At 60.4% G+C, this 20,446-nt stretch carries 24 protein-coding genes and 2 pseudogenes; 15 read left to right on the forward strand and 11 right to left on the reverse strand.

Annotation, left to right across the window (positions count from 1 at the left end; translation table 11 throughout):
• Nucleotides 1-129: 129 nt before the first annotated feature.
• On the reverse strand, nucleotides 130-306 hold the full coding sequence (locus GJB56_RS05735) for a hypothetical protein (RefSeq protein WP_154606647.1): 177 nt from the start codon (nucleotides 304-306) through the stop codon (nucleotides 130-132).
• A 160-nt stretch (nucleotides 307-466) separates the two neighbouring features.
• The gene (locus GJB56_RS05740) at nucleotides 467-682 is read right to left on the reverse strand and encodes a hypothetical protein (protein ID WP_113684458.1); all 216 of its coding nucleotides are present in this window, start codon (nucleotides 680-682) and stop codon (nucleotides 467-469) included.
• Nucleotides 683-969: 287 nt separating this feature from the next.
• Between GJB56_RS05740 and GJB56_RS05745 the strand changes: the two are divergent.
• Nucleotides 970-1,284: pseudogene (locus GJB56_RS05745) on the forward strand (IS30 family transposase); the annotation flags it as partial.
• Here the strand turns inward: GJB56_RS05745 and GJB56_RS05750 are convergent.
• Nucleotides 1,271-1,735 (reverse strand): GNAT family N-acetyltransferase, encoded by a 465-nt coding sequence (locus GJB56_RS05750; RefSeq protein ID WP_205318870.1) that lies wholly within the window; start codon nucleotides 1,733-1,735, stop codon nucleotides 1,271-1,273. The pseudogene GJB56_RS05745 and the gene GJB56_RS05750 sit on opposite strands and share 14 nt — an antisense overlap.
• Before the next feature lie 219 nt (nucleotides 1,736-1,954).
• Between GJB56_RS05750 and GJB56_RS31320 the strand changes: the two genes are divergently transcribed.
• From GJB56_RS31320 to GJB56_RS05795, 9 genes are all read left to right on the forward strand, one after another.
• A complete protein-coding gene (locus GJB56_RS31320) occupies nucleotides 1,955-3,388 on the forward strand; it encodes a hypothetical protein (protein WP_195849587.1) in 1,434 nt (477 codons plus the stop codon).
• Nucleotides 3,343-3,696, forward strand: coding sequence for an LppP/LprE family lipoprotein (locus GJB56_RS31325; protein ID WP_195849588.1), 354 nt, complete (start codon nucleotides 3,343-3,345; stop codon nucleotides 3,694-3,696). The genes GJB56_RS31320 and GJB56_RS31325 overlap by 46 nt, the downstream gene beginning before the upstream one ends.
• Before the next feature lie 104 nt (nucleotides 3,697-3,800).
• Nucleotides 3,801-4,148, forward strand: coding sequence for a hypothetical protein (locus GJB56_RS05765; RefSeq protein WP_133729329.1), 348 nt, complete (start codon nucleotides 3,801-3,803; stop codon nucleotides 4,146-4,148).
• 257 nt (nucleotides 4,149-4,405) lie between these two features.
• Nucleotides 4,406-4,651, forward strand: coding sequence for a hypothetical protein (locus GJB56_RS05770; RefSeq protein ID WP_133729330.1), 246 nt, complete (start codon nucleotides 4,406-4,408; stop codon nucleotides 4,649-4,651).
• Between the two features lie 171 nt (nucleotides 4,652-4,822).
• Nucleotides 4,823-6,373 (forward strand): hypothetical protein, encoded by a 1,551-nt coding sequence (locus GJB56_RS05775; protein WP_154606649.1) that lies wholly within the window; start codon nucleotides 4,823-4,825, stop codon nucleotides 6,371-6,373.
• A 160-nt stretch (nucleotides 6,374-6,533) separates the two neighbouring features.
• The gene (locus GJB56_RS05780) at nucleotides 6,534-6,839 is read left to right on the forward strand and encodes a hypothetical protein (RefSeq protein ID WP_113684461.1); all 306 of its coding nucleotides are present in this window, start codon (nucleotides 6,534-6,536) and stop codon (nucleotides 6,837-6,839) included.
• A gap of 146 nt (nucleotides 6,840-6,985) precedes the next feature.
• On the forward strand, nucleotides 6,986-7,525 hold the full coding sequence (locus GJB56_RS05785) for a hypothetical protein (protein WP_070161175.1): 540 nt from the start codon (nucleotides 6,986-6,988) through the stop codon (nucleotides 7,523-7,525).
• A 1,002-nt stretch (nucleotides 7,526-8,527) separates the two neighbouring features.
• A complete protein-coding gene (locus tag GJB56_RS05790; RefSeq protein WP_070161179.1) occupies nucleotides 8,528-9,400 on the forward strand; it encodes a hypothetical protein in 873 nt (290 codons plus the stop codon).
• A 71-nt stretch (nucleotides 9,401-9,471) separates the two neighbouring features.
• A complete protein-coding gene (locus GJB56_RS05795; protein ID WP_230091142.1) occupies nucleotides 9,472-10,092 on the forward strand; it encodes a hypothetical protein in 621 nt (206 codons plus the stop codon).
• Between the two features lie 155 nt (nucleotides 10,093-10,247).
• Here the strand turns inward: GJB56_RS05795 and GJB56_RS05800 are convergent, their stop codons facing one another.
• The 5 genes and pseudogenes from GJB56_RS05800 to GJB56_RS05815 form a co-directional block, all read right to left on the reverse strand.
• Nucleotides 10,248-10,898, reverse strand: coding sequence for a hypothetical protein (locus GJB56_RS05800; RefSeq protein WP_113684463.1), 651 nt, complete (start codon nucleotides 10,896-10,898; stop codon nucleotides 10,248-10,250).
• A gap of 7 nt (nucleotides 10,899-10,905) precedes the next feature.
• A complete protein-coding gene (locus GJB56_RS05805; RefSeq protein ID WP_070161185.1) occupies nucleotides 10,906-11,676 on the reverse strand; it encodes a protein kinase domain-containing protein in 771 nt (256 codons plus the stop codon).
• Between the two features lie 130 nt (nucleotides 11,677-11,806).
• Complete coding sequence (locus GJB56_RS31330) at nucleotides 11,807-12,826, reverse strand: hypothetical protein (protein ID WP_195849589.1); 1,020 nt, start codon at nucleotides 12,824-12,826, stop codon at nucleotides 11,807-11,809.
• A gap of 328 nt (nucleotides 12,827-13,154) precedes the next feature.
• Nucleotides 13,155-13,694: a TY-Chap domain-containing protein gene (locus GJB56_RS32050; protein WP_070161189.1), complete on the reverse strand. Its 540-nt coding sequence runs from the start codon at nucleotides 13,692-13,694 to the stop codon at nucleotides 13,155-13,157.
• 30 nt (nucleotides 13,695-13,724) lie between these two features.
• Nucleotides 13,725-14,145: pseudogene (locus tag GJB56_RS05815) on the reverse strand (transposase); the annotation flags it as partial.
• Between the two features lie 309 nt (nucleotides 14,146-14,454).
• Here GJB56_RS05815 and GJB56_RS05820 point away from each other — a divergent pair.
• Nucleotides 14,455-14,817 (forward strand): tyrosine-protein phosphatase, encoded by a 363-nt coding sequence (locus tag GJB56_RS05820; protein WP_230091143.1) that lies wholly within the window; start codon nucleotides 14,455-14,457, stop codon nucleotides 14,815-14,817.
• Nucleotides 14,818-15,004: 187 nt separating this feature from the next.
• On the opposite strand, the gene GJB56_RS05825 is transcribed toward GJB56_RS05820, so the two are convergent.
• A complete protein-coding gene (locus tag GJB56_RS05825; RefSeq protein ID WP_070797186.1) occupies nucleotides 15,005-15,580 on the reverse strand; it encodes a TetR/AcrR family transcriptional regulator in 576 nt (191 codons plus the stop codon).
• Nucleotides 15,581-15,686: 106 nt separating this feature from the next.
• On the opposite strand from GJB56_RS05825, the gene GJB56_RS05830 reads away from it, so the two are divergent.
• The gene (locus GJB56_RS05830; RefSeq protein WP_113684465.1) at nucleotides 15,687-16,868 is read left to right on the forward strand and encodes a GDSL-type esterase/lipase family protein; all 1,182 of its coding nucleotides are present in this window, start codon (nucleotides 15,687-15,689) and stop codon (nucleotides 16,866-16,868) included.
• A gap of 31 nt (nucleotides 16,869-16,899) precedes the next feature.
• Here the strand turns inward: GJB56_RS05830 and GJB56_RS05835 are convergent, their stop codons facing one another.
• Nucleotides 16,900-17,388 (reverse strand): nitroreductase family deazaflavin-dependent oxidoreductase, encoded by a 489-nt coding sequence (locus GJB56_RS05835; protein ID WP_019748134.1) that lies wholly within the window; start codon nucleotides 17,386-17,388, stop codon nucleotides 16,900-16,902.
• Nucleotides 17,389-17,557: 169 nt separating this feature from the next.
• Here GJB56_RS05835 and GJB56_RS05840 point away from each other — a divergent pair, with 169 nt between their 5' ends.
• On the forward strand, nucleotides 17,558-18,064 hold the full coding sequence (locus tag GJB56_RS05840) for a glyoxalase/bleomycin resistance/dioxygenase family protein (RefSeq protein ID WP_019748135.1): 507 nt from the start codon (nucleotides 17,558-17,560) through the stop codon (nucleotides 18,062-18,064).
• 52 nt (nucleotides 18,065-18,116) lie between these two features.
• Nucleotides 18,117-18,947, forward strand: a complete 831-nt coding sequence (locus tag GJB56_RS05845; RefSeq protein ID WP_182261626.1) for a MerR family transcriptional regulator — start codon at nucleotides 18,117-18,119, stop codon at nucleotides 18,945-18,947.
• A 19-nt stretch (nucleotides 18,948-18,966) separates the two neighbouring features.
• Here the strand turns inward: GJB56_RS05845 and GJB56_RS05850 are convergent, their stop codons facing one another.
• The gene (locus GJB56_RS05850; protein WP_153211278.1) at nucleotides 18,967-19,140 is read right to left on the reverse strand and encodes a hypothetical protein; all 174 of its coding nucleotides are present in this window, start codon (nucleotides 19,138-19,140) and stop codon (nucleotides 18,967-18,969) included.
• A 245-nt stretch (nucleotides 19,141-19,385) separates the two neighbouring features.
• On the opposite strand from GJB56_RS05850, the gene GJB56_RS05855 reads away from it, so the two are divergent.
• Nucleotides 19,386-20,435 carry a lipoate--protein ligase family protein gene (locus tag GJB56_RS05855; protein ID WP_097387438.1) on the forward strand — a complete coding sequence of 350 codons (1,050 nt, stop codon included), beginning with the start codon at nucleotides 19,386-19,388 and terminating at the stop codon, nucleotides 20,433-20,435.
• Nucleotides 20,436-20,446 lie beyond the last annotated feature (11 nt).

Raw genomic sequence — 20,446 nt, forward strand, 5'->3', positions numbered from 1 at the left:
GTACACCGGGAGCATGCTTCGTCCTGCGGGGTGGGGGGTAGAAATGTGCTTCTGTATGTCGCTGGCGCTGTTGGGTGCGGACTCGTTCGTTGCGATGAACTTGCGGTCTGGTGTGGTCTGGGAATCTGGCTAGGTGTCGAGTGGTTCCCAATAGTCCAGACCGACGATTACGCCCTGGCCGAATCCATTTCGAGTGAGTGCATCGCGGGCGTCGGTGCCCTTGTGATCTGTGCTCGGGTGGCCGTCCTTCCATTGGAACCGGAAGGTCTTCAGCGGGGAATCCGACTCAGCGGCGGTTGAACTCATGGGGAGAGAATATGCGATTGGGAAGTGCCGTATTCAAGGAAGGCACTGCAGCGGAGGTATTCGAAATGTTGCCCGGCCGTTCGTGTGGATGGAATCCACCAACGAGAACGGCTCCCGACCCCTGGCAGGGTGGGAGCCGCTGAAAGCGTACGCGTAAGTGCTAGAACATTTTACGCAGCAGATCGGTGTGAAACTTGCCTGGCGTGGCGATATCGTGCGCTTCACCGTTCACGTCGAACCATCGACCGTCCTCGAGGCTCGCGTAACTGCCCTCGACGGCGACGACGCGTGCGGTGAAGCGGTCCTGGTTCGTGTCGACACCGTCGTCGACGATCTTCTGAACGGTGTCCCCGGGACTGATGCGTGCGGCACTCATGTGGTGGCCCTCTCTGCTGAGTGGATTGCGGTGTGGAATCGACTGGAGGAGTGCAACTTTGCTCCGAGCTCTCAGTATGGCGTAACAAGTGAGTTGGTAGGCGGACGGGGTTGAGGCCGAGGCCCGGGGGCGAAACCGGTCACCGGTGCGCCTCGTGATCGCGACGGTGGGAGGGAGAGCGCTCTGTGGGAAGTAGAACAGGCCGCCGACCACAACCCCCAGCGGAGGTGCCGGGAACGCACCATCCAGTCGCCAGCACTGCTGCGGGAGGCGTCGCAGCGCGCGGCTCGCTGACCTGGGATCAAGGAAGCGAGATGTGAGGCCACAAGGCCTTCACGATGGCGACCGAGATGCCGGTCTACTTCTGTGATCCCGCCTCGCCCTGGCAACGAGCGTCGAATAAATATACCAATGGTTTACTGCGCCAGTATTTTCCAAAGAGCACAGATCTGTCGATCCATGGCCCCGACGAACTTGAACGAGTCGCCCACGAACTCAACACCAGACCCCGAAAGACGCTCGACTGGGATACCCCAGCCGAGCGCCTCACTCGACTCGTGACACATCCGCTTGTCAAAAATGAATTCCTCAGCACGCCTTGATCAAACGCACCTGCCCATCGGCCTGGATGCCGTCATCTCGCCAGCCCAAGTGGCGGTAGAACCCGTTTGCGCGAACCGTAAGATCCTTGTCCGTCACAAGCCATATCTCACGGAGCCCCTGCTCAACGAGCCATGCTTCGGCCACCTCGAGCAGGATCTTCCCTAGGCCTTGCCCCTCGAACTCGGGCCGGACAAACAGTGCGAAGACGGTCGCCTCGTCAGCGTCCACCATCGCGAAGGCAACGACGCGCCCATCGACCTCGGCCACCCAGCCGCGCCCAGACCCGTCCAGCATCCCGGGCAGGGCATCGGGTGTGATTCCTTCTTCCGCAAGCTCTTCGATCGTCATGTGGTTGTCGCGCACGCTGGTGCGAACATCGAAGATGTCTGGCACATCAGCTGCGTCGGCTAGCCTGATCATGGACTTGATCGCAGAAGAAGAATTCGTCATGGCACAAGCCTTTCACGGCCCAGCCTTGTCACTCAATCCAATTTGCACCAGGCTGATGACGCAGAGACTCACAATCGCCGATACTTACCGACAGACATGACCACATGTTGCGACAACCCTTGGAATCCAAGATTGGTCGGCGGGGGCTTTTCGTATGTCCAAGCGCAACATGGAAGTGCCTTCTTCAGACGGCAGAATCCGGCAGCCGGTAGTGGCAGGATGGTCGCGACGATGCTGTCTATTGGAACGGAACTGATGATGATCAGTGTGTTCAGTGTTATCGGCCCAACGAACGACAGCAATGAGCCGCTGGCCGAGAACTTTGGGCTCGCCTACCGCCCGTCAATCGACTATCCCGTTCCAGGGCATACAGCTTCCGAGCGAGATTCGCTGCGGGAGCAGGTCGAGGCTGTGTCGATCGGCGAAATACATTCCGCTACCGGGGAATTCTTGATTGAGCAGGCGATCAGCAGTTATTACACGTACTACTATCTGGCGGTTGCGCTCAGCAATGAGATCGTGCTGGCGAACCGTTCAGTGCGAGCGGCGTTGCTCGGGTTGTTGCGCGCACAAGGCAGAACCGCGATCATCGATGTGGCAGGTGTATTTGACAACGACAGACGCTCGACATCATTGGTGCGAGTTGTCGGGCGTGTCAAGAAACAGGTGGAGTCCGGCGACCGAGCTCGTGCTGATCGTGACACTATCGCTCATATCGGCCGTCTCATTGACGGCGATAACCTGGTTGTGGGCCACTACGAGCAATCTCGGCTCAGGATCAGTGCCGACTTCGTGGTTCAGACAAAGAACGAAATTCGGTACGCCAAGGCGCTCCGAAATGCTTTTGCTGCCCACCCTTCCTACACGGTGAAGATCGATCCCGCTGACAAACTGGGCGTCACCGTCCAGTGGGACATTCTTGAGAGAGTGCTCGTCCTTGCAGTCAACGTCTACGACTATCTCGCTGCGGAGTTCTCCGACGATGTGGGTGGACGGCCGAGTATCGGTGAAGGTGAGCAATTCCGAATAGCACTGAATTCAACCACCGCGGAGATCGTTCGGGATAATGCGAGGAGGGAAGTGGATGCTCTGATCGACGGGCTCACGTCCGTCCCGGGGTACGTCGCGCCCGAGGAGGACGCGCGCAAGGTCTGGGGCGGTGCGTCAGGTCGGCGTCGGAAGGTGATCAACCATTTCGGTCGGTGCGCTGAACAACTGTTGCCAGGTGCTGGCGGAGTTGACGACGTCGAGAGTGATGATGTCGCCGTCGCTGGAATCAACGCGGCCGTAACACGTTTGATGCACGAGAGACCTGTCCAAACTTCTGCCGGTGGTGACGAGTCGGAATGGCTGCTGAATGCGTACACCGTCGCGGCCCTGCTGGGATCCACGGACGCAGCGGTTTCACGGAGCCGCCGAGCAAAGAAGTTGGCGGCGTTCAAGGACGGGGATGTCTGGGTGTTCCCCACTTTCCAGTTCGTTCGTACGGCTCCCGTGCACCACCCCGTCGTGCGCGAGGGTCACCCGTGCGATCTGCCGTTCCCGCACTCCGCGCCGAATCAGCGCCCGAATGCGGGGAATCAGCCACGGCGGCAATATCATCGGCCTTGGCTCAATTGCCCGCCGAACCCATCACCGGCCGCGAATGGTTAACCACACCCATCGCAAGCAACTACGACCCATGCGCAGACCTGTCCACCATCCTCGTCACAGTCCAAGGCGCAACAGGTAGCTCACCGGTCCAGGCACTGATGTTCCACCGCGGCGAATACCTCGGAACCGGAACATCGAAGGCATACGGATTCACCGACCTCGATATCGGATCCTCGACGAACGACACCGTCGTCCTCACCTACAAAACAGGCCAAACCTGCAACGCCTGCAACGACGGAACACGAACACCAGTCGAATTCCATTGGGATGGAACGTCTGTACGCATGCTCGGCGCCCCGCCGAACTGAAATTGCTCAGTGGTTTCTCGCACGCTCACGATTGGAGTCGCGCAGGGCTGAAGGTATTGATTGAATGGCTCAACTACGGAATATCTCAGAGGGAAGGAGCTCCCATGGCAGTATGGACGACATTGTCGAGATGGGTAGGCGACGTAGGTCCGCTCGCTCCTTACGAGGGTGCAATGTCGCCGCAGGCGCACGCGGTTGCAGAGGCGTCGGCGATTGCATCATTGCGAGAATGCGTGGCGTGGTTGGGAATCGGATGGGATCAGTTCTTGGACGCTCAGGAACTGGGCGATGAGCTCCAGGGTAACCCGCTGGTTGGTGCAGTATTCGATTCGCTTGCCGCGTGCGGAGCTGAGCGCGGATTCAAGCGTGAGGGAGTCGTCCCCGGTCTGTCAACGGCTCAAGAAATCTTGGACCGATACGGAATGACCCGCGCGATCGATCCGCTGCGGTAAAGGCATTTCTGGATCGTACTTCCGGCAGCTGAGACGGCTGCCCCACCGGCGACTGTACGTGCATTGTTCGGAGGCGGTGTGTGCTGAGCAGACGACCGAAACGGCGTGCATCGCATTCGCTTTTGATCCACGTGAGTGGATATGGCCGAGAATGGCCACACCCCCGTCCGATGACCGCGACAACATGGTGACCTGTGGCTGAACCTCAAATCGACGCGACCTATTTTCGGCTGCCTGCAGAGCGGATCGAGGAGGGCATGAGCACTGCTGACGGACAAGCTGTCCTGGGTGTGATCGATACCGGAGTGCATGTGTTCGTCCGAGTCTGCGATCCATCACAGGTGACCGAGGTTCACTCCGCCAAGCACTGCGACAGTAAGACCAGAATGTTCAGAGTGGGGGAGCTTGTCGACATGGCGACCTTCGCTGACACTGCCGTCGATGGAGCCACCCATCACCTCGCCCGCCGCTGCGATGAAAGTGGCCAGGCGGGGGACCGCTGACAGTCCCGCGCGCGATCACCCATTTCGATGCACCGTCTCCGTCGAAGATGGCCGCGCACATCCGACAGCGCCAACAGGCAGCCGAGACTTGCGCAGAACCGTCGAGGACTGTGGGCGAGTGCCGGAACATTTTGTGGCGAAGTGTGGTTTGGCAGGTTCTATGCTGTTCGGATGCAGTCGATGAGACCTTCAGCGGAACTCGAGTTGCCCTCGGAACTCCATGGCGGCGACTTAAAAGGGCTGTTCGGAAGTCTTGGTTTGAGTGCAAGTCGAATCGCTGGCAACAGATGGAGCATTCACGCAGCGACTCCAGCTGGTCGGCATTATGAATTGATAACGTCCCGAACCCTGAGCGGTGCCAGGCTTCGAGTGCCGCAATTCGACATTCTAACAAAGTTTTTGGATGTACTGCCGCACTATCGGCGGAGCCCGACTGTTGAGGCGCAGATGCAACAACTCCGTTCTGCCGCGGGAAACCCTGACGCTGATTTGGTCACGCGGCTGAGGCACTTTCAGGCTGAGCTGATGCTGGTCGATGTCGGTGACAGCGCGGCCCTTGCGGAGCGGTGCTTCGACCTTCTCGGGCTGGCTGTTCGAGAGAACACGGAAATTCCATTGTTTCCCGATCGCAGCGCGCATCTCATCTCGACGTCGGAGGTGCTGCGCCTGCGGGTGAAACTTCCCTCGATTCTCCTCAGGCTGGCCCAAGACCCGCAGCTGATCAACGAACTCCGCACGGGCACAGTCAATGTCGAGCAGGACGGGCTGACATTTCAGTCCGCGGAGGAACAAATTCGCTCACTCGTGCTCAGCGGCTCGTTTCTCGGGCCGCTGATGGGTTCGCTTCTGCCGTGCATGTGGGGATTCCCGATCTCGCGCCCTCAGTCCGCCATTGTTTTCGGATTTGGACGGGCGGTACCGTCGGTCACTTCCATGAGTAGGGGCATGCTGCAGTTGCTCCCGGAGACAGGCCAGTCGGTTGATCCCGGCAGACCGCAATTTGCGCCCGTCGCGACCCGGGAGGCCGTCGACTGGTGGGTACTGCGCTTGAATCAACTATTCACCTATCTGACAGATCCTGCGACCTTTGTCGACTCCGGTGGCCTGTATGCCCCGCATGAGCAACAGCATTGGATGCTGACCGTCGACCAGATTCTTCGCCTCACGACCTCGCTCCAGATGTCGGTCCGCGATCCTGTCGGACAACGTGCGACAGCATTCACACTTCTCGGTTCGTTCTCCGATCGCCTACTCGGATCGAAGGTCAACCTCAAGAAGCTCTTCACGTTGGCCTATGCGCGTGAGCAATTCGAGTTCGTGAAGAGATCGATGCCAGCTCCAGCATCGGAAATTCTGCTCCCTGCAGCGCAGCGCGCATTGGACGCGCTCGAAGAGGTGCAAGCGGGGTTCTTCATCGCCCACCAGCGCAATGCGCGCACGGTCACCATCCATCAAGCAGATGGTCAAGCCAAGACGATTAACCTCCAGGACGCCGCGGCGAGGCTAATGGTGCTGCACCGCAACGCCACTCATGGATACGGTGGACTGCGTACGAGTGAGGACAAGCGAATCGCGGCCGAACTCGAGGAGCGACTGCTCGCTCAGCACAACGGGAAGATCCCTAACGACATCGCTCTGTTGCCCTACTTGTACCTGCTGGTCGCCATGAGTGACCCTGACACTGTCCGAGGCCGGATTGCCGATCACGTAGGTAGCCTGTAATCAAAGGCCGGGAGGGATCATTTGATGGCGATCAGATGCGGCAAGTAGGGGAACGAACTCTTGGTCCGCACGTCGGCTAGTCAGTGGGTAGAAGTCGCCTCGTTTGAGGTTGAGTAGTTGTACTGATCCGCGGGCCTCACCGCGCGTACAGGCTGAGAACGTGACCATCTGGAAGAAAATCGGCGTGTCGCTCTTTGTGTTGGTCTGGACACTGTCGGCTGCAGCCTTGGTGCTGTTCGGTCTGTGGGGATCGATAGACACGAGTTGTGATGGCCCTGCAGAGCGGGACATGGCTGGCGGTGGATGGCTGGTGATAGCGACGTTGGCCGTATGGTCGGGGGTCTTCGTCGTCTGCGCACTTCGTCTCCGCACCGTGACTGCGTCCGTGCTCGCGGCGCTGTCGGTCGTGTTGTCGACGTTTGTCGTGGTGATCTTGCTTGCCACTGCCCCTAGTCTCTGCTGGTGAGCGCTTGATCGGACGATGTCGGGGCGGTTGAGTCTTGCGTCGGGGCGGGCATGTTCAGCTCGGCGCGTCGATCAACTGTGGTGGCAGCGTTCGGGCGAAGGTCGCCATGGCGTCCGCACTCCAATCTTCGGACACGGCGCGCTTACATGGATACCCTCACCGCTATGGCGAAATGGTTCGAGCTGCAGCCGTGTACCGAGTCTTTCCTGACCACCGCACCGATGATCAAACGTTTTTCGGTGGAACTTCCTGTGTCCTCGAAGACTGCGTGGCTGGAGATGACTCAGGCTGGGGCGCTGTCATGGTGCACGTTCATCACAGGGTCTCGCTACCTCACACCGCAGCCGCTTGGCGTCGGTGCCGTGCGCGAGTTGTCGATGAAGCCGTCCTCGATCAAAGCGAAGGAACACTACTTCTTGTGGGACGAAACGCCGAATATACGCTATCGCAACACTTTCTATGCCCCCGCATTCACAGTGCCAGGGCTACACCGATTCGCTGAGGACGTACTGATCGAGCAACGTGCGGCAGGGTGCAGACTCACGTGGACGTTTGCGATCGAAGCGAAGCCCCGGCTTCATGCGCCCCTGCGGTTAGGTTCCGCGATCGTCACGAATGCCCTGCGCCGGACTGTGAATGACACAAAGACGTACTTTGACAGGCTGCCGACGAGATCCACGAGCTAATGTCCTGCGTTCAACCACCTAATGCTGAGAATGTCTCGACAATGGTCGGCGATGCGTGGAGTTGTCGATCCGGCGATGGTATCGAGAATCGCGGGGTCGGGCGCGGCCTGACCGGCGGCTGCGATGGGCACGTGAGGCAGGATAGCGGTGTGACCTATCTGCGTGTCTGGATTTCCGATGCCCTCACCGGCGATGTCGTCCTCGGTACTCAAGGCACTGGGACGGAGTGGATCGAGGTGGGAACAATCGATACCTCCCAGGAGACCGAACTGCGAGACTGCTTGCGAAAGCTCAAGGAGGGGAGAGCTTCACGCCCCGGCGACGGCTTTTACCTCCACGCTGACCCAGGAAGTTCGTGGCTTCGTCGAGCGCAGACTGTTCCGAATGGCGAGTTAACATTTTGGCTTGCAATCGATCTGAGTGGCAACGGCGAGAGGTATGCGGTGACCGCGCATCGCGCCCGAGTCGGTGGGCCATCTCGCCGCCGACCAACACGTTCGCATCCGGGATTGGTGCAGCAGGCCACCACAATCGGCATCAGCGTGATTCGTCGCAAGAACGCTGTCTTCAAGTACATTCGGCCGTAACGCTCTTCGGTGTAGGACCTGGACGATGGGTGGTTTGCGAGGCGTGCTGACGCGTTTCATCGCGTAGGCGCGCCAGGCGTGCGGGTATACCTGCCGAGCAGGTGGCGTAGGCGCGTCTCATCTCCGATGAACCCTGGATAAGTTTCGGAGATCTCGCAGTCGCTGCATCATCCGTCCACGCGGCGTTGGTGTTCCGTCGAATCTTGACCAATGGGAAGGGTAGAAGGTCCCGGGCGATTTAAGGGAAACTCCGTCGAAAGTTTGGGATGCATCCCCGGAAAGTCGGAACTTTTCGCATATGTGTGACTTTGAGTACTACCGGTCGGTAGCCTTCGCTGCGGGTCGCATAGATGTGACTCACGGCACATCGAGCGAGTGACATTTCGATGCGTCGATTCCATGCCTGAGGAGTCCAATGTCCAAGAACGCCTTGAGAACCCGAGTCGCCCCCACGCTGGCCATCGCCGCAGCCCTCGCGCTGATAGGAGGCGGAGTTGCTAGCGCGGAACAAACTTCCTCCCTCGGTTCGTCCGGCACACCCACCGCCACTCCCTTGACGTTCGACGGGTGGGGTACATGCCCCGTCGAAGACCTCGACGTCGCGACCTGCGCCACCGTCGTGGTGCGCGGCGGCTCGATGAAAATCGGGGGACTGACCGTGCCCGTGCCCGACGGCGGACTCAAGATCGCCGGTGGAGTCAAGTACGCCACCCAGCCTGACGGCAGCTTCGTCGAAACCTTCGTCCCCAAGCCGGATGGCCGCAACGGTGTGTACTCGAACCCGATCTCCGTGCCGGGCGGGGCTATCGGAATCGACACCCCGCTGAATCTGACCCAGATCACCGCAACGGTCGAAGCTGTTGGGCTGCCGAACATCAAGGTGCTCGATCAAGAACTGACGATGCCCGTGCGGCTGAAGCTGTCGAACTCATTGCTGGGCAACAACTGCTACCTGGGCTCCACGGCGAACCCGATCAACCTGCACCTCACGACTACCGGAAACCCGCCCTCGGAGCCGATCGGTGAGTACCCCGGAGCTGTGTTCCCCGCCGTACAGCACACCGACAATCTCTTCGCAGCTCCCGCCGCCAGCGGATGTGGCGTGTTCGGTGCACTCAACTGGGCGGTGAACCTGCGAGCAGGAACCCCCTCCGCCAGCGGAAAGAACTCTCTGACCACCTCCAGCGACGTCTACACCGTCGCCGCACGCAAGGTCCGACCGCCGACAGCATCCGCTGCACAGGCAGCCGAACCCGCCGCTGTGGCACAGATGGGAGCCGCCGGGTAGAGATCACACCCGCCTGAATTTCTTTCGACTCACGGTTCACCCCAAAGGTATTCGACAGAAAGGCACATCACATGTCATCACGCACAATGCTCGGCAAGGCCTCCGCGATCGTCGGGGCAGCAGCCGCATTGACCATCGCCGCATCCGGAATCGCAGCAGCGTCCACCACGATCAGCCCCGCCACAGCCACTCCAGTGACGGCCACCAGCAGTGGACTCAGCTTCGTGACAACCGGCGGACTCGAGTTGTACTGCACCAGCGTCAGCGGAACCGGAACCACCCCTGCTGCGCCCGGCAACGTGAACTCGGGAACGGGCGGCATCAATATCAACATCGCCAGCGTGGCACTGTCCGGATGTGACCTCGAAGGTGTGCCTGCAACAATCACTACGTCGGGTTCCTGGGCTCTGAATGTGAACGCCGACAGCGGATCACCGATGGGAAGTATCAAAATTCCCAACGGTGGAGCCCACGTAGTCGCCGGTAGCTGCGTCATCGACGTCACCACCAGCACCGCCGGTCCCGTGCCCTACAACAACACAACACACACCGTCACCGCCAACAACACTGGAACGGTGAACTTCACTTCCAACGGTGGAAGCGCGTCCTGCCCCGCAGCAGGGGCCGGAACGGCGAAGATGACCGGGGCACTCAAGTTCAACTCCACGCCAGGTATCACCGTCACGCCGTGACAGGAAAAACAGGGCGCTATCACGACCGTCCGCTTGATGAGGACGGCCTGAGGTGAGTGTGGTGCGCACCGAGGCCCGTAGCCTGGATCGGCTACGGGCCTCATTTCTCAGCTTTTTCGCTAGTACGGTCGGCGGGTCGCCGAGTGGCAGTTCGATCAGAGGATGCGCGATCCTGCCCAGCTGCGGGCAGGGCCTTCGGCGACAACTGTTGCGGAGGTGGGGTCAGTCGCCGCTTCCAACGCCTCGGCGATGCCACTCCGGATCCTTTTGCCGGTGGTGAGGCGGGCAATAGGCAGATCAGGAACATCCATGGCGGACTTGAGTTCCCATGCGCCATTGACACGCTCTTGATATTCGATCAGCAAATCCACTCGCGCCTTGTAGCTTATAAATCCGCCGACGACGAGGCGCCTGAGACCAGCAGGGTGCTGCAGCGCCAAAACGAGTGCGTCGTCCCACTCATCGTCTTCACTTCTCCCATGTGCCGCCATGATAGGGAGGTGACGCGGATTTTCATCCGAGTCCTTTACCTTGCGAGCGTCGTAGGCTACGGAAACAGATTCGTCCCAGTCGATCGCCCCTAGTATTTCTCGGCACTCCTTGCGGGTCGCGTCCAGGAACATTCTTTGGTTCTCCTGGATTTGAGCAAGTACCCGTCGCAGCCCCGTGAAACCCTGCGGGAGGTTCGCAGTGAACTTCGGTCGCGGATGATGGCCCGGGTACCTCTCCAGCCACTCGGTGAGTTCATCACGGAACTCGACAGCCGTTGGGCGGTTGGTCGGGTAGAAGTCCGTGGCCTGATCCATCAATGCATCAAGCGCTGCAGCATGAGCCCCGCCGAAACGTGCTAGTGAAAACTGGTACTGAGACGGCAAGATCGGGCCGGGTGGGGGAGCCGTGACGGTCGACTTGCCCTTTTTTCGAGACATCCCTCGGTGCCGCGATCGACCAGAAGGTCATTGCGAGGGAATAGATGTCGGCGAATTCCCATTTGATCCCCTCGCGGTTGTAGCGTGCCTCGGGGGCGAGATAGTACATCGGCCCCACTTTGTCGCCTTCCTCAGTCATCTTCCACTGAGATTTGGGCCACGTCGCGATGCCAAAGTCCGCAAGGACCGGTCCACCCTCGAACCAAAAGAGATTGTCCGGCTTAATATCACGGTGGCTGATCGGATCGGACTCCATTCTGAGCGAGGCCAAGGTGTCGGCGAGAACTACGAATGCTCTTGCGGTGTCGTCGAAGCTGCAATCCATCAGGTAGTCCGCCAACGGTTGCGCCTTGGGCATGACATACCAGAGTTCGGTAGCCGTCGACTTGGAATCGATCAGCGGAAGTACCCCCGGCGTGCGACGGTTGGTCAACCGCTTCATGCCACTGATTTCTTTCCGAAAGCGCTTGATGCTCTTCGGTCTAGCGTACTGGGTGCCTTTGATGACGAATTCGTCCCCAGACTCCGACTCGAGATCGTGTGCCTCCAGTACGTGGTGCTTGTACTTAGTCAGGGGCTCGCCGGTGCGCCATCGTCGTCCGTTCGCGTAGGTAGCGCCGCGGCGAAGGGCAAATTTGTTCGTTTTCTCGCTCATCAGTGGACAATAGCTGGACGGTTCACCGTCTACCCTTGTTGCTGACACACATCGATTGTTGGGCGGGTTCTGAGGATGCATCGAAGTGGGACTGCCGTGTCGTCACACGTCGGGGTTTCTCTGAGTCCCTTCAGCGAAAGTCATCTTCAGGGTCGTGCTCGACGAGATATTTGCCGAGAGCGTGAGCAATTTCGCGTTCGATGTCTTCCGGGGGGCGGTTGGTCGGGGAGATTGTCTGATGCTGATCCCAGCTCACGTGGAGTGTGTCCAGTGCGAAGTCTCTGAGGATGTTTTCGCGCCGCTGGCCGCGGTGGGGGCCTGTGGCAGGGGTTGTTTCGATGAGGTTGACGCGTTGATCTCCGAAGTTGAAGAGTTTGATATCGCGGGCGAGGATCCGTGGGTCTAAGGAGTCGTCGGCGAGTGTGGGGCGTAGGCGCCCATAGTTCTTCAGTTCGTCCGCTTCACGGGCTTCACGGGCCTCGAAGAGGGCCTGCTCCCACGGGTGGCCTTGGTCTGCTCTGATTCGACCGTGTGCGGCTGTGTAGATGTGGTTGGGGATTTCCGGTACGAGTGGTGTGTCGATCAGGTCGAGGATGGAGGTTTCGGCATCTCGGAGGTCGTTCTCGGTTGCGCCGAGTACGCCGCACCGCAGGGCGGCGATGCGTTTGTCGTGCACGTCCGAGATCCGCGGCGTGTGTGGATGCACTGATTGGCAACGTGCATAGGCGCATTGGTAGGCGCCAAGTTCCTCCTCAAGGGTGTTGATTCCATACTCGGCTGCGTGCTGACGAGCCGGCGCGATGTCGTCGAGGTGCTCGATGTCCCATTCGAGTGCGTGGTTGACGGCGCGTGTGAATGTTTCCGTTCCGCCCCACAGCTGGCCTCCAAGTTTCCACGGGTCCACCGCTACCGATTGCGCGAACGGTGAGGCGTGGAAGGGGGTCCGAGCGATGATTCCGACCTGTTGTTTGCGGAGCTGAACCGTTCGCGCGACGCGGGCGTGGGTGAGTCCTGCTGCGAGCAGCTGTTTGACTGTGGGGTTCACGGTCAGCATGTCCGTCAGTGCAGCGAAGCTGGTGTCGAGTTCTCTAGCGGTCTTCCGCGCGGCTTCTGCGAAAGCCAGAGTTCTGTCATCGAGATCAAAGGCCATGGCGACACCCTACAGGAGCGGGTTCCGAAACAGTTACATCTCGGTTCCCGATCGGAACCAGCGGTGCTCGATGTGGCGCCTGGACCGCCCCCGGTACGGCGCAAGAACGTCCGCCACCTGCTGATTCCCGTACAGGCCGATGCAGACGAGCATACGTTTTGCATGCAAACGTCGAGAAGGGATCTGCACCAGTACATTCTGGTGGGGTGCTGGTAGCTCTGGAAAGCTCCTGACGGAACTTCCGCGCCGCCTTGGCGGTTCGAAGCGGCGACAGCGCTTACTGCTCGTAGGCCTGGATCGGGATTCCCAATTCGCGGCCGATGTAGGCCTAATTACCGGATACAACGGTATCTCGGCGACCGTTCACGGCGAGTTCTTGTGGGCTGTTGATGCCGTGCACAGTGCGGAAGGTGTCGACCGTGAGCTGTGGGATTCGGTCGAGGCGGAGGTCGACGAAACCGGCGGATGAACTGAACGGGCCATACAGCCATTCCACGTCGGGGGCTCCCGGTCCTTCTGTTACCTGCCAGCCGAGTGCACGCAGCCGAAGGTCCAGATCACCGGAACCGGGAACGGTGTCCGCCGTGATCATGCTCGCCTCCAATCTCCCGTTGACCTGCTGGAATTGGATCGAGCCGAGGTCTTTCACTCCAGGGGCCATGAGGGTCACGATGTCGTAGCCGGGCATAGTGCACAGCACCCATTCCAGTCGCTCGGCGAAATCCGTCCAGTCGGTGCATCGGTCGGGTGCGCCGCGTTGGGTGGGCTGTTCAGCGATCAACAGGTCACCCCGGTACCTGTCGAATCCGGTTTCGTCACCGGCGGTGTAGCGGATGCGCTCGAGTTCCATTCCGAGCCCGTCGCGCATGACCGCGACGACCGAAGCCGATACCTCCCGATGTGCATCGTCCCAATCCCTTTGTGTCACAGGATCTTGAGGCCATTTGTAGAACGCTTGAGCGGAGAATCCGAGTACCTGGCAGTCACCGCGACAGGAATTCCGTCTGCGGCGAGGTTGCGGACCAGCGGGTACATCATTTTGGGTTGACGTCCCGAGACAGGTAGGCGACCGCTCGACGCATCACTTCCGCTTCCTGCTCGAGCAGCCGAATTCGTTTCTTCGCTTCGCGGAGCTCGGCGGAATCGTCCTTGGTCAATCCAGGCCGGTTGCCGTCTTCGATGTCGGCTTTCCTGAGCCAGTTGTGCAACGTGGGTTCGGAGATCCCGAAATCTTTCGCGATCTGATTCAGCGGTGCTTCGCGTTTGCGGGCAACCGCGACCACGTCGCGGCGGAACTCCTCGGGGAACGGCTTCGGCATGACGTACATCCTTTCACCGTGAAGACTGATCTTCACCGGTCAGATGTCAACCAAACCGGGGGCAGTCCCCAGCTTCCGGGTTGCCGTGTCCGGCGCCGCCCGTTCTGGTGGTACTCCGTGGTTTTTACCGAATGCTGTCTAGCCTCACGCCTCGGCAGCGAGAATGAAGTCTTTCGGTTGATCCTCTGACCTGTAGCGATGACATGTCCCCTTGGTTTGGGTCGGAGCACTCGAGCCGGGGCTAACTGGAAGGATGATGGCTATGAGTCGTCGAATCATCTTGAGTACCGAACGGTTGACGGTGACGCAGTGGTTGCCAGACGACTGGTCAACTACCGTGATTCCGATGTCGCCTTCCATGATCTGCTGACGGCGATCGCGAACAACTCCGACGGCGCAACCGTCTACCACTGCAGCGCAGGGAAGGACCGCACCGGTTGGGGTACCGCGATCCTGCTGACCATCCTCGGTGTCCCGCGTGAGGTCATCAGTGCCGACTTCATGGCGTCGAACACGTACCTGGGCCGGGACGACGCGGTGGACCTGTCGTGGCTCGATGCGGCGTACGCCCAGGTGGACCGACTCTACGGTGGTATGGATACTTTAGTACGGGAGGGCCTCGGCGTCGACCAGGACACTATCGACTCTCTGCGTGCCAAGCTTCTCCTCTAGGCGCGGCCCCAGACCTCGACTTCCTGCCCACTCGGACGCTCTGCTGTCCCAGTGCGACCAATGATTACGGGAACGCGCAATTGTGTGGCGCTGCTCCTGCGGTGGGCTCGAGGTTGCGGTCTCCATCATCAGGCCGCATGCCAACACAAAGTGGCGCAGGAACTTTGCTCACAAGAAGCACGCCTGATCATGCACTCGACGCTGGCCAATTGGTCAGCATCGAATCGAGAGCCTCGAGGATCCTTGACCAGCTTTCGGCGCTGTCCGGTGCACTGTGGCTGAACGATCCACCTAACTCCAGGCTGGCATATCCATGGAAAACGCTGCCTAGCAACCGAACTGCGTGAGTCTGGTCGAGGTCGGTGAGGTTGTATCCGCGCAGAATCGATCGCATCATCTGCGAGTGTCTGAAGCCCGCGCTCGCTGCTGCGTCCTCCGGGGTGAGGCGCATCTGTGACGCGGCGTACCGGCCGGGGTGTGCCTTCGCGTAGTCGCGATAGACGTTCGCGAAGGCGGTCAAAGCGTCGCGGCCGGACCGACCGGCCACGGCGTCGGCAGCCTGGTCGGCCATCTCCTCCAAAGCGAGCAACGCGATTCTGGTTTTGAGGTCGTTCGAACTCTTCACGTGGGAGTACAGGCTTGCGACTTTGACGTCGAACTGCCTGGCGACTGCCGATACGGTCACGTGCTCGAAGCCGACCTCGTCGGCCAATTCCGCGCCCGCCATCGCGAGGCGGTCGGCTGTGAGTCCTGCGCGAGGCATGTCAATCGGTCCTGTTCGTTGGGAGGGTAAACCACTTGCCTAAAGAGTATAGGCAAATTACTATCAGCAGTAGCAAACTTCCGTAAACGATTTTCAGGTGAATGAAATGCACAGCCAGAGCAGCTGGATTACTACCGAAATTTCCGAGGACATCGTGCGCGGAGCCCTCGAAATCGAACGGACCGAACGCGGTGTGCTGACGCACCGCCTACCTGCCAAGGCTCGCACGCAATTCGCTGACGGGCAGATGGCAATGGCGCAATCACAACCGTCCGGAGTGCGGCTTGTATTCCGAACCAGCGCCACGAGCATCGAACTCGATACTCTGCCCACGAAAATGATCTACACCGGCGCTCCGCCGAGGCCGCAAGGGGTGTACGACCTGCTCGTCGACGACGAACTGGCCGGGCAAGCAAGCGCTACGGGCGGCAATACGGTGACGATCGACATGGCTACCGGTACCGCTCAGAGGCAGTCCGGACCTGTCAGTATCATCCGTTTCGCGGAGCTGCCCGCGCGATCCAAGACCGTCGAGATCTGGTTGCCACACAACGAGACCACCGAACTTGTCGCATTGCGAACCGACGCGCCACTCGAACTCGCGGTTGATACGAAGCGCCGCGTGTGGCTCCATCACGGAAGCTCGATCAGTCAAGGATCCGGCGCTGAAAGTCCCTCCGGCACTTGGCCTGCTCTTGCAGCCTCCGTCGGCGGCGTGGATCTGATCAACCTCGGGTTCAGTGGCAGTGCTCTGCTGGACCAGTACACCGCCCGCGCGATGCGCGACACTTCTGCTGACCTGATCAGCATCAAGATGGGCATCAATCTGGTCAACGCAGACGTGATGCGCCTACGGGCCTTCACATCTGCAATGCACGGCTTCCTCGACACGGTTCGCGACGGTCATCCAGTGGCTCCGCTGTTGGTCGTTTCGCCCGTCTATTGCCCGATCCACGAGGACACACCGGGGCCTGGTGCCTTCGACTTCGACGCTCTTGCCAGAGGCGAAATGCGATTCGTTGCCACCGGAGATCCCGCCGACCGGGCATCCGGGAAGCTGACGCTGCGCTCGATTCGGGAAGAGTTGGCGCGCATCGTAACCCAGCGGTCAGTCGATGATCCTAATCTGCATTACATCGACGGGTGTGATCTCTACGGTGCCGCGGAGAACGAAGAGTTGCCGCTTCCCGATCAGCTCCATCCGGACGCTGCAACGCATCGTCTCATCGGCGAACGCTTTGCCCAACGTGTATTCGCAGACGGCGGTGTATTCGCCGGCGAGGTGTAATCGCGCAATCTGATTCGGCTCACACCACCACTCACATCACGGTGAGCCGAATCAGCGGGTACTTGCGATCGGACTTGCTCTGATACTTGGCGATTCGGGGCTGGGCGGTGGCCACTTGGTGCCACGCTTGCTCGCGATCGTCGCCTTCGAGTTCGTGAGCTGTGACTGGTACGGGATTTCGGCCGGGCATCTCGATAGACACTCGATCGGGATGCGCCACCACATTCGAGTGCCAGTCCGGGTTTCGACCGCCGCCGCCCGAAGCCACGATCAACAGACCGCCCCTGCCGTCGGACAGGTGCATCAGCGGAGTCTCTCGGGGTTGCCCGCTGCGTCGGCCTACCGTGTGCAGGATGAGGACGTCCATTCCCATGAACGTGCCTTTCCCGCGCCGAATCTTGCGATTCGTGCGGGCGTTCGCGTTCCGCTGCATCCACCGTGACAGTGCGCCGGGACCGCCGGACTTCGGTTCGCTGTGATTCCCGATGGGATCTCTCGGTGTTGGATCCGTCTGTGCCATGGTCGGCTACCTCCAGTTTGTCGGCGTGAGCGTCGTTTCGACAAACCTATGAGGCTTGCGGGCTCGGTGCTTCTCGATTTCTGATCACTGTGTTTTCCGGTCACTGTGTTTTGTGATCGGAGTTCACAAGATTTGACCCTGACGTAGCGTGAGGGCTCACGATGACTTCATGACCGACACCTACCCTGCATTCGACGTCAGCCCCGTCCCTGTCCCTACGACAGATGCCGTGCCTCCGGAACAGTTCCGAGGTCTCTACGGTATGCCGATGTTCGTGTCTGTTCCGACTTCGGATCTGGCCGAATCGGCAGACTTCTGGATCCGCGGGCTCGGTTTCTTCGACCTCTTTTCGGTGCCTGATCGACTGACGCATCTGCGGCGCTGGGCATTTCAAGACGTTCTGCTCGTGCCCGGCGAGCGAGCAGATTCACCACCGTCCATCAGCGTGAGCTTTGCGTGTGTGCTGAGTCAGATCGACCAGATAGCAAAGGCGTGTGAGGAATTGCGGCCCGGATGCACCAGCGGTCCAGACCTGAAGCCGTGGAATTCACTGGAGTTGGAGATCGTGACACCGGAGAACGCGCGTGTGATCATGACGGCCGCTCGTCCGTACGACCCGAACAGTGCCGAGGCCGAGCATCTGCGAGGTATGGGAATTGACGGACCCGACGACTGAACAGAAGTCTGACGCGGTGGTCTCGCGCACCGCGTCTGTCAAACTGGATGCCGTGACGGACCAACTCTTCGGAGACGAGGCAGACAGTGCTCTTACCGTCGGTGCTGCCGCATCTCGGCTGGGCATAACTGTACGTACCCTTCATCATTGGGACGCAATCGGTTTGGTGTGCCCGTCCGGGCGCAGTGACGGTGGCTACCGGCTGTACACCGACGCCGACCTCGGCCGAATTGGTCGCGTACTTGTCTACCGCGACGTGGGCTTGTCGCTCGACGAGATCGGGATATTGCTCGAATCGCCGGCAGCCCACGTGGATGAAACACTGCGCGGGCAGCGCGCCGAGTTGCGACAACGGATTGCCGACTTGGAGCAACGGGGCGAGTCCTTGGATCGCATCATCGATGCCAGGAAGTCCGGTGTGCTGTTGCCGGCAGACGAGCAGGTGTCGATCTTCGGCCGACACTGGCAGCCGTCATGGGGGCCGGAGGCGCACGAGCGTTGGGGTGACAGTGCGCAGTGGGCGCAGCACGCGGAACGGTCGGCGGGTAGGACCGCTGAGGATTGGCAGAAGATCACCGACTGCGTCGAGACGCTCAACGAAGATCTGGCGTTGGCGTGCCGCGCGGGTGTCGAACCGGGAAGCGCCGAGGCGAATTCGCTGGCAGAACGCCACCGAGCGTCGATCGGGGTCTACTTCGACTGCACACATTCGATGCAGGTGTGTCTGGGGCGGATGTACGTGGCCGATCCGGGATTCTCCGAGTTCTACGACGCGCTGTTCTACGAGACGGTCGAGGCCGGTCTGACCGCGTGGCTCCGCGCTGTCATCGATGCGAACGCTCTGGCCCATGGAGTTGTCCCCGAATCGGCGACATGGGTGTGAGTGAGCTGGTGGTCGCTCGTCAGTCCAAAGACGCGCAGGCAGTGCACCACGGTCGGCCGTCGACCCCGGGGGCACGATGGGGTACTGCGATGCGCGCGGCCAAAATGCAGCTTTCGTTGTCGTGATAGACGTCGAGATCCGAAGGAACCGTCGAGTGGAACGCCGGGACCTTCATGTCTACCTCCGTTGTCACTCGCCAGAGAGTTGGCTCGTTGCGGTAATCCTCCCACCCCAGCGATCATCTCGCCTGTCGGAAGAAGCACGTGTCAAGGCGGGGGCCGACACCTGCTGTCCTCGCCGCGCGATCATGGAGCCGCACAGCGGTTTACAGGTGTGAGAGCCTGATCACCCTTCCGGCCGAACCGATGCGCACTGCGCGCGCGGTGTGATCTTCGACGGCGCTCACCGCAGAGAATCGCACAGGGATAGGCTGGACGAATGCGTGGAGAGTACAAGGTTCCTGGTGGAAAACTGGTCGCGGTCGACGTCGAGGTGGCGGACGGTCGGCTGGCCGAAGTCGCAGTCTCGGGGGACTTCTTCCTCGAGCCCGACAGTGCGCTCGACGACATCAACGCGGCGTTGCGCGGAATGCCAGCCGACTCGGATGCAGAACAGTTGGCACAAGCTATCTCCAGTGCGCTCGACGAGTCCGTCTCGATGATCGGCTTCACGCCGCAGTCGGTCGGTATTGCGATCCGGCGCGCACTCGGTCACGCCACGAGTTGGGCGGATCACACGTTCGACCTCATCCCACCGGTGGTTCTGGACCCAGCGATGCACGTCGCGCTGGACGAGGTCATCGCGCGTGAGGTGGCATCGGGTGAGCGTCCGCCGACACTGCGATTCTGGGACTGGGACTCGCCCTTGGTCGTGATCGGATCGTTCCAATCCGTGCGTAACGAGGTCGACTCCGAGGCTGCTGAGCGGCACGGCATCGGCGTGGTGCGCCGAATCTCCGGTGGCGGCGCGATGTTCATGGAACCTGGCAACTGCATCACGTACTCGTTGGCAGTACCGGCGTCGTTGGTCGAAGGTTTGAGTTTCGAGCAGTCCTACGCGTTTCTCGATCAGTGGGTGATGGGAGCGCTGGCCGAGGTGGGTATCAACGCTCGGTACGTGCCGCTCAACGACATCGCCTCGGACAAGGGCAAGATAGCCGGCGCCGCTCAGAAGCGATTCGCGTCCGGCACCGTGCTCCATCACGTGACCATGGCCTACGACATCGATGCGGAGAAGATGACGCAGGTGCTGCGAATCGGGCGAGAGAAGATGTCGGACAAGGGAACCAAGAGCGCAGCCAAGCGGGTCGATCCGCTGCGTTCTCAAACCGGAATGACGCGTGCAGCGATCCTGGAGTCGTTTGCGCAGCACTTCCGCGGCCAGTACGACACCCGTGACAGCGACTACACGGACTCGGAGTTGGAGCAGGCGCGCAAGCTGGTGGACACGAAGTTCAGCACCGAAGCGTGGACTCACCGCGTCCCGTGACGCCGTTGTCT

Source organism: Rhodococcus sp. AQ5-07, from assembly GCF_009707305.1.
Taxonomy (GTDB): Bacteria; Actinomycetota; Actinomycetes; order Mycobacteriales; family Mycobacteriaceae; genus Rhodococcus_F; species Rhodococcus_F erythropolis.

What these genes read in the sequence shown, in the direction of transcription:
- GJB56_RS05735 (WP_154606647.1), bottom strand. Translation starts at nt 306, where the DNA reads ATGAGTTCAACCGCCGCTGAGTCGGATTCCCCGCTGAAGACCTTCCGG.
- GJB56_RS05740 (WP_113684458.1), bottom strand. Translation starts at nt 682, where the DNA reads ATGAGTGCCGCACGCATCAGTCCCGGGGACACCGTTCAGAAGATCGTC.
- GJB56_RS05750 (WP_205318870.1), bottom strand. Translation starts at nt 1,735, where the DNA reads ATGACGAATTCTTCTTCTGCGATCAAGTCCATGATCAGGCTAGCCGAC.
- GJB56_RS31320 (WP_195849587.1), top strand. Translation starts at nt 1,955, where the DNA reads ATGGTCGCGACGATGCTGTCTATTGGAACGGAACTGATGATGATCAGT.
- GJB56_RS05765 (WP_133729329.1), top strand. Translation starts at nt 3,801, where the DNA reads ATGGCAGTATGGACGACATTGTCGAGATGGGTAGGCGACGTAGGTCCG.
- GJB56_RS05770 (WP_133729330.1), top strand. Translation starts at nt 4,406, where the DNA reads ATGAGCACTGCTGACGGACAAGCTGTCCTGGGTGTGATCGATACCGGA.
- GJB56_RS05775 (WP_154606649.1), top strand. Translation starts at nt 4,823, where the DNA reads ATGCAGTCGATGAGACCTTCAGCGGAACTCGAGTTGCCCTCGGAACTC.
- GJB56_RS05785 (WP_070161175.1), top strand. Translation starts at nt 6,986, where the DNA reads ATGGATACCCTCACCGCTATGGCGAAATGGTTCGAGCTGCAGCCGTGT.
- GJB56_RS05790 (WP_070161179.1), top strand. Translation starts at nt 8,528, where the DNA reads ATGTCCAAGAACGCCTTGAGAACCCGAGTCGCCCCCACGCTGGCCATC.
- GJB56_RS05795 (WP_230091142.1), top strand. Translation starts at nt 9,472, where the DNA reads ATGTCATCACGCACAATGCTCGGCAAGGCCTCCGCGATCGTCGGGGCA.
- GJB56_RS05800 (WP_113684463.1), bottom strand. Translation starts at nt 10,898, where the DNA reads ATGGATCAGGCCACGGACTTCTACCCGACCAACCGCCCAACGGCTGTC.
- GJB56_RS05805 (WP_070161185.1), bottom strand. Translation starts at nt 11,676, where the DNA reads ATGAGCGAGAAAACGAACAAATTTGCCCTTCGCCGCGGCGCTACCTAC.
- GJB56_RS31330 (WP_195849589.1), bottom strand. Translation starts at nt 12,826, where the DNA reads ATGGCCTTTGATCTCGATGACAGAACTCTGGCTTTCGCAGAAGCCGCG.
- GJB56_RS32050 (WP_070161189.1), bottom strand. Translation starts at nt 13,694, where the DNA reads ATGCGCGACGGGCTCGGAATGGAACTCGAGCGCATCCGCTACACCGCC.
- GJB56_RS05825 (WP_070797186.1), bottom strand. Translation starts at nt 15,580, where the DNA reads ATGCCTCGCGCAGGACTCACAGCCGACCGCCTCGCGATGGCGGGCGCG.
- GJB56_RS05830 (WP_113684465.1), top strand. Translation starts at nt 15,687, where the DNA reads ATGCACAGCCAGAGCAGCTGGATTACTACCGAAATTTCCGAGGACATC.
- GJB56_RS05835 (WP_019748134.1), bottom strand. Translation starts at nt 17,388, where the DNA reads ATGGCACAGACGGATCCAACACCGAGAGATCCCATCGGGAATCACAGC.
- GJB56_RS05840 (WP_019748135.1), top strand. Translation starts at nt 17,558, where the DNA reads ATGACCGACACCTACCCTGCATTCGACGTCAGCCCCGTCCCTGTCCCT.
- GJB56_RS05855 (WP_097387438.1), top strand. Translation starts at nt 19,386, where the DNA reads ATGCGTGGAGAGTACAAGGTTCCTGGTGGAAAACTGGTCGCGGTCGAC.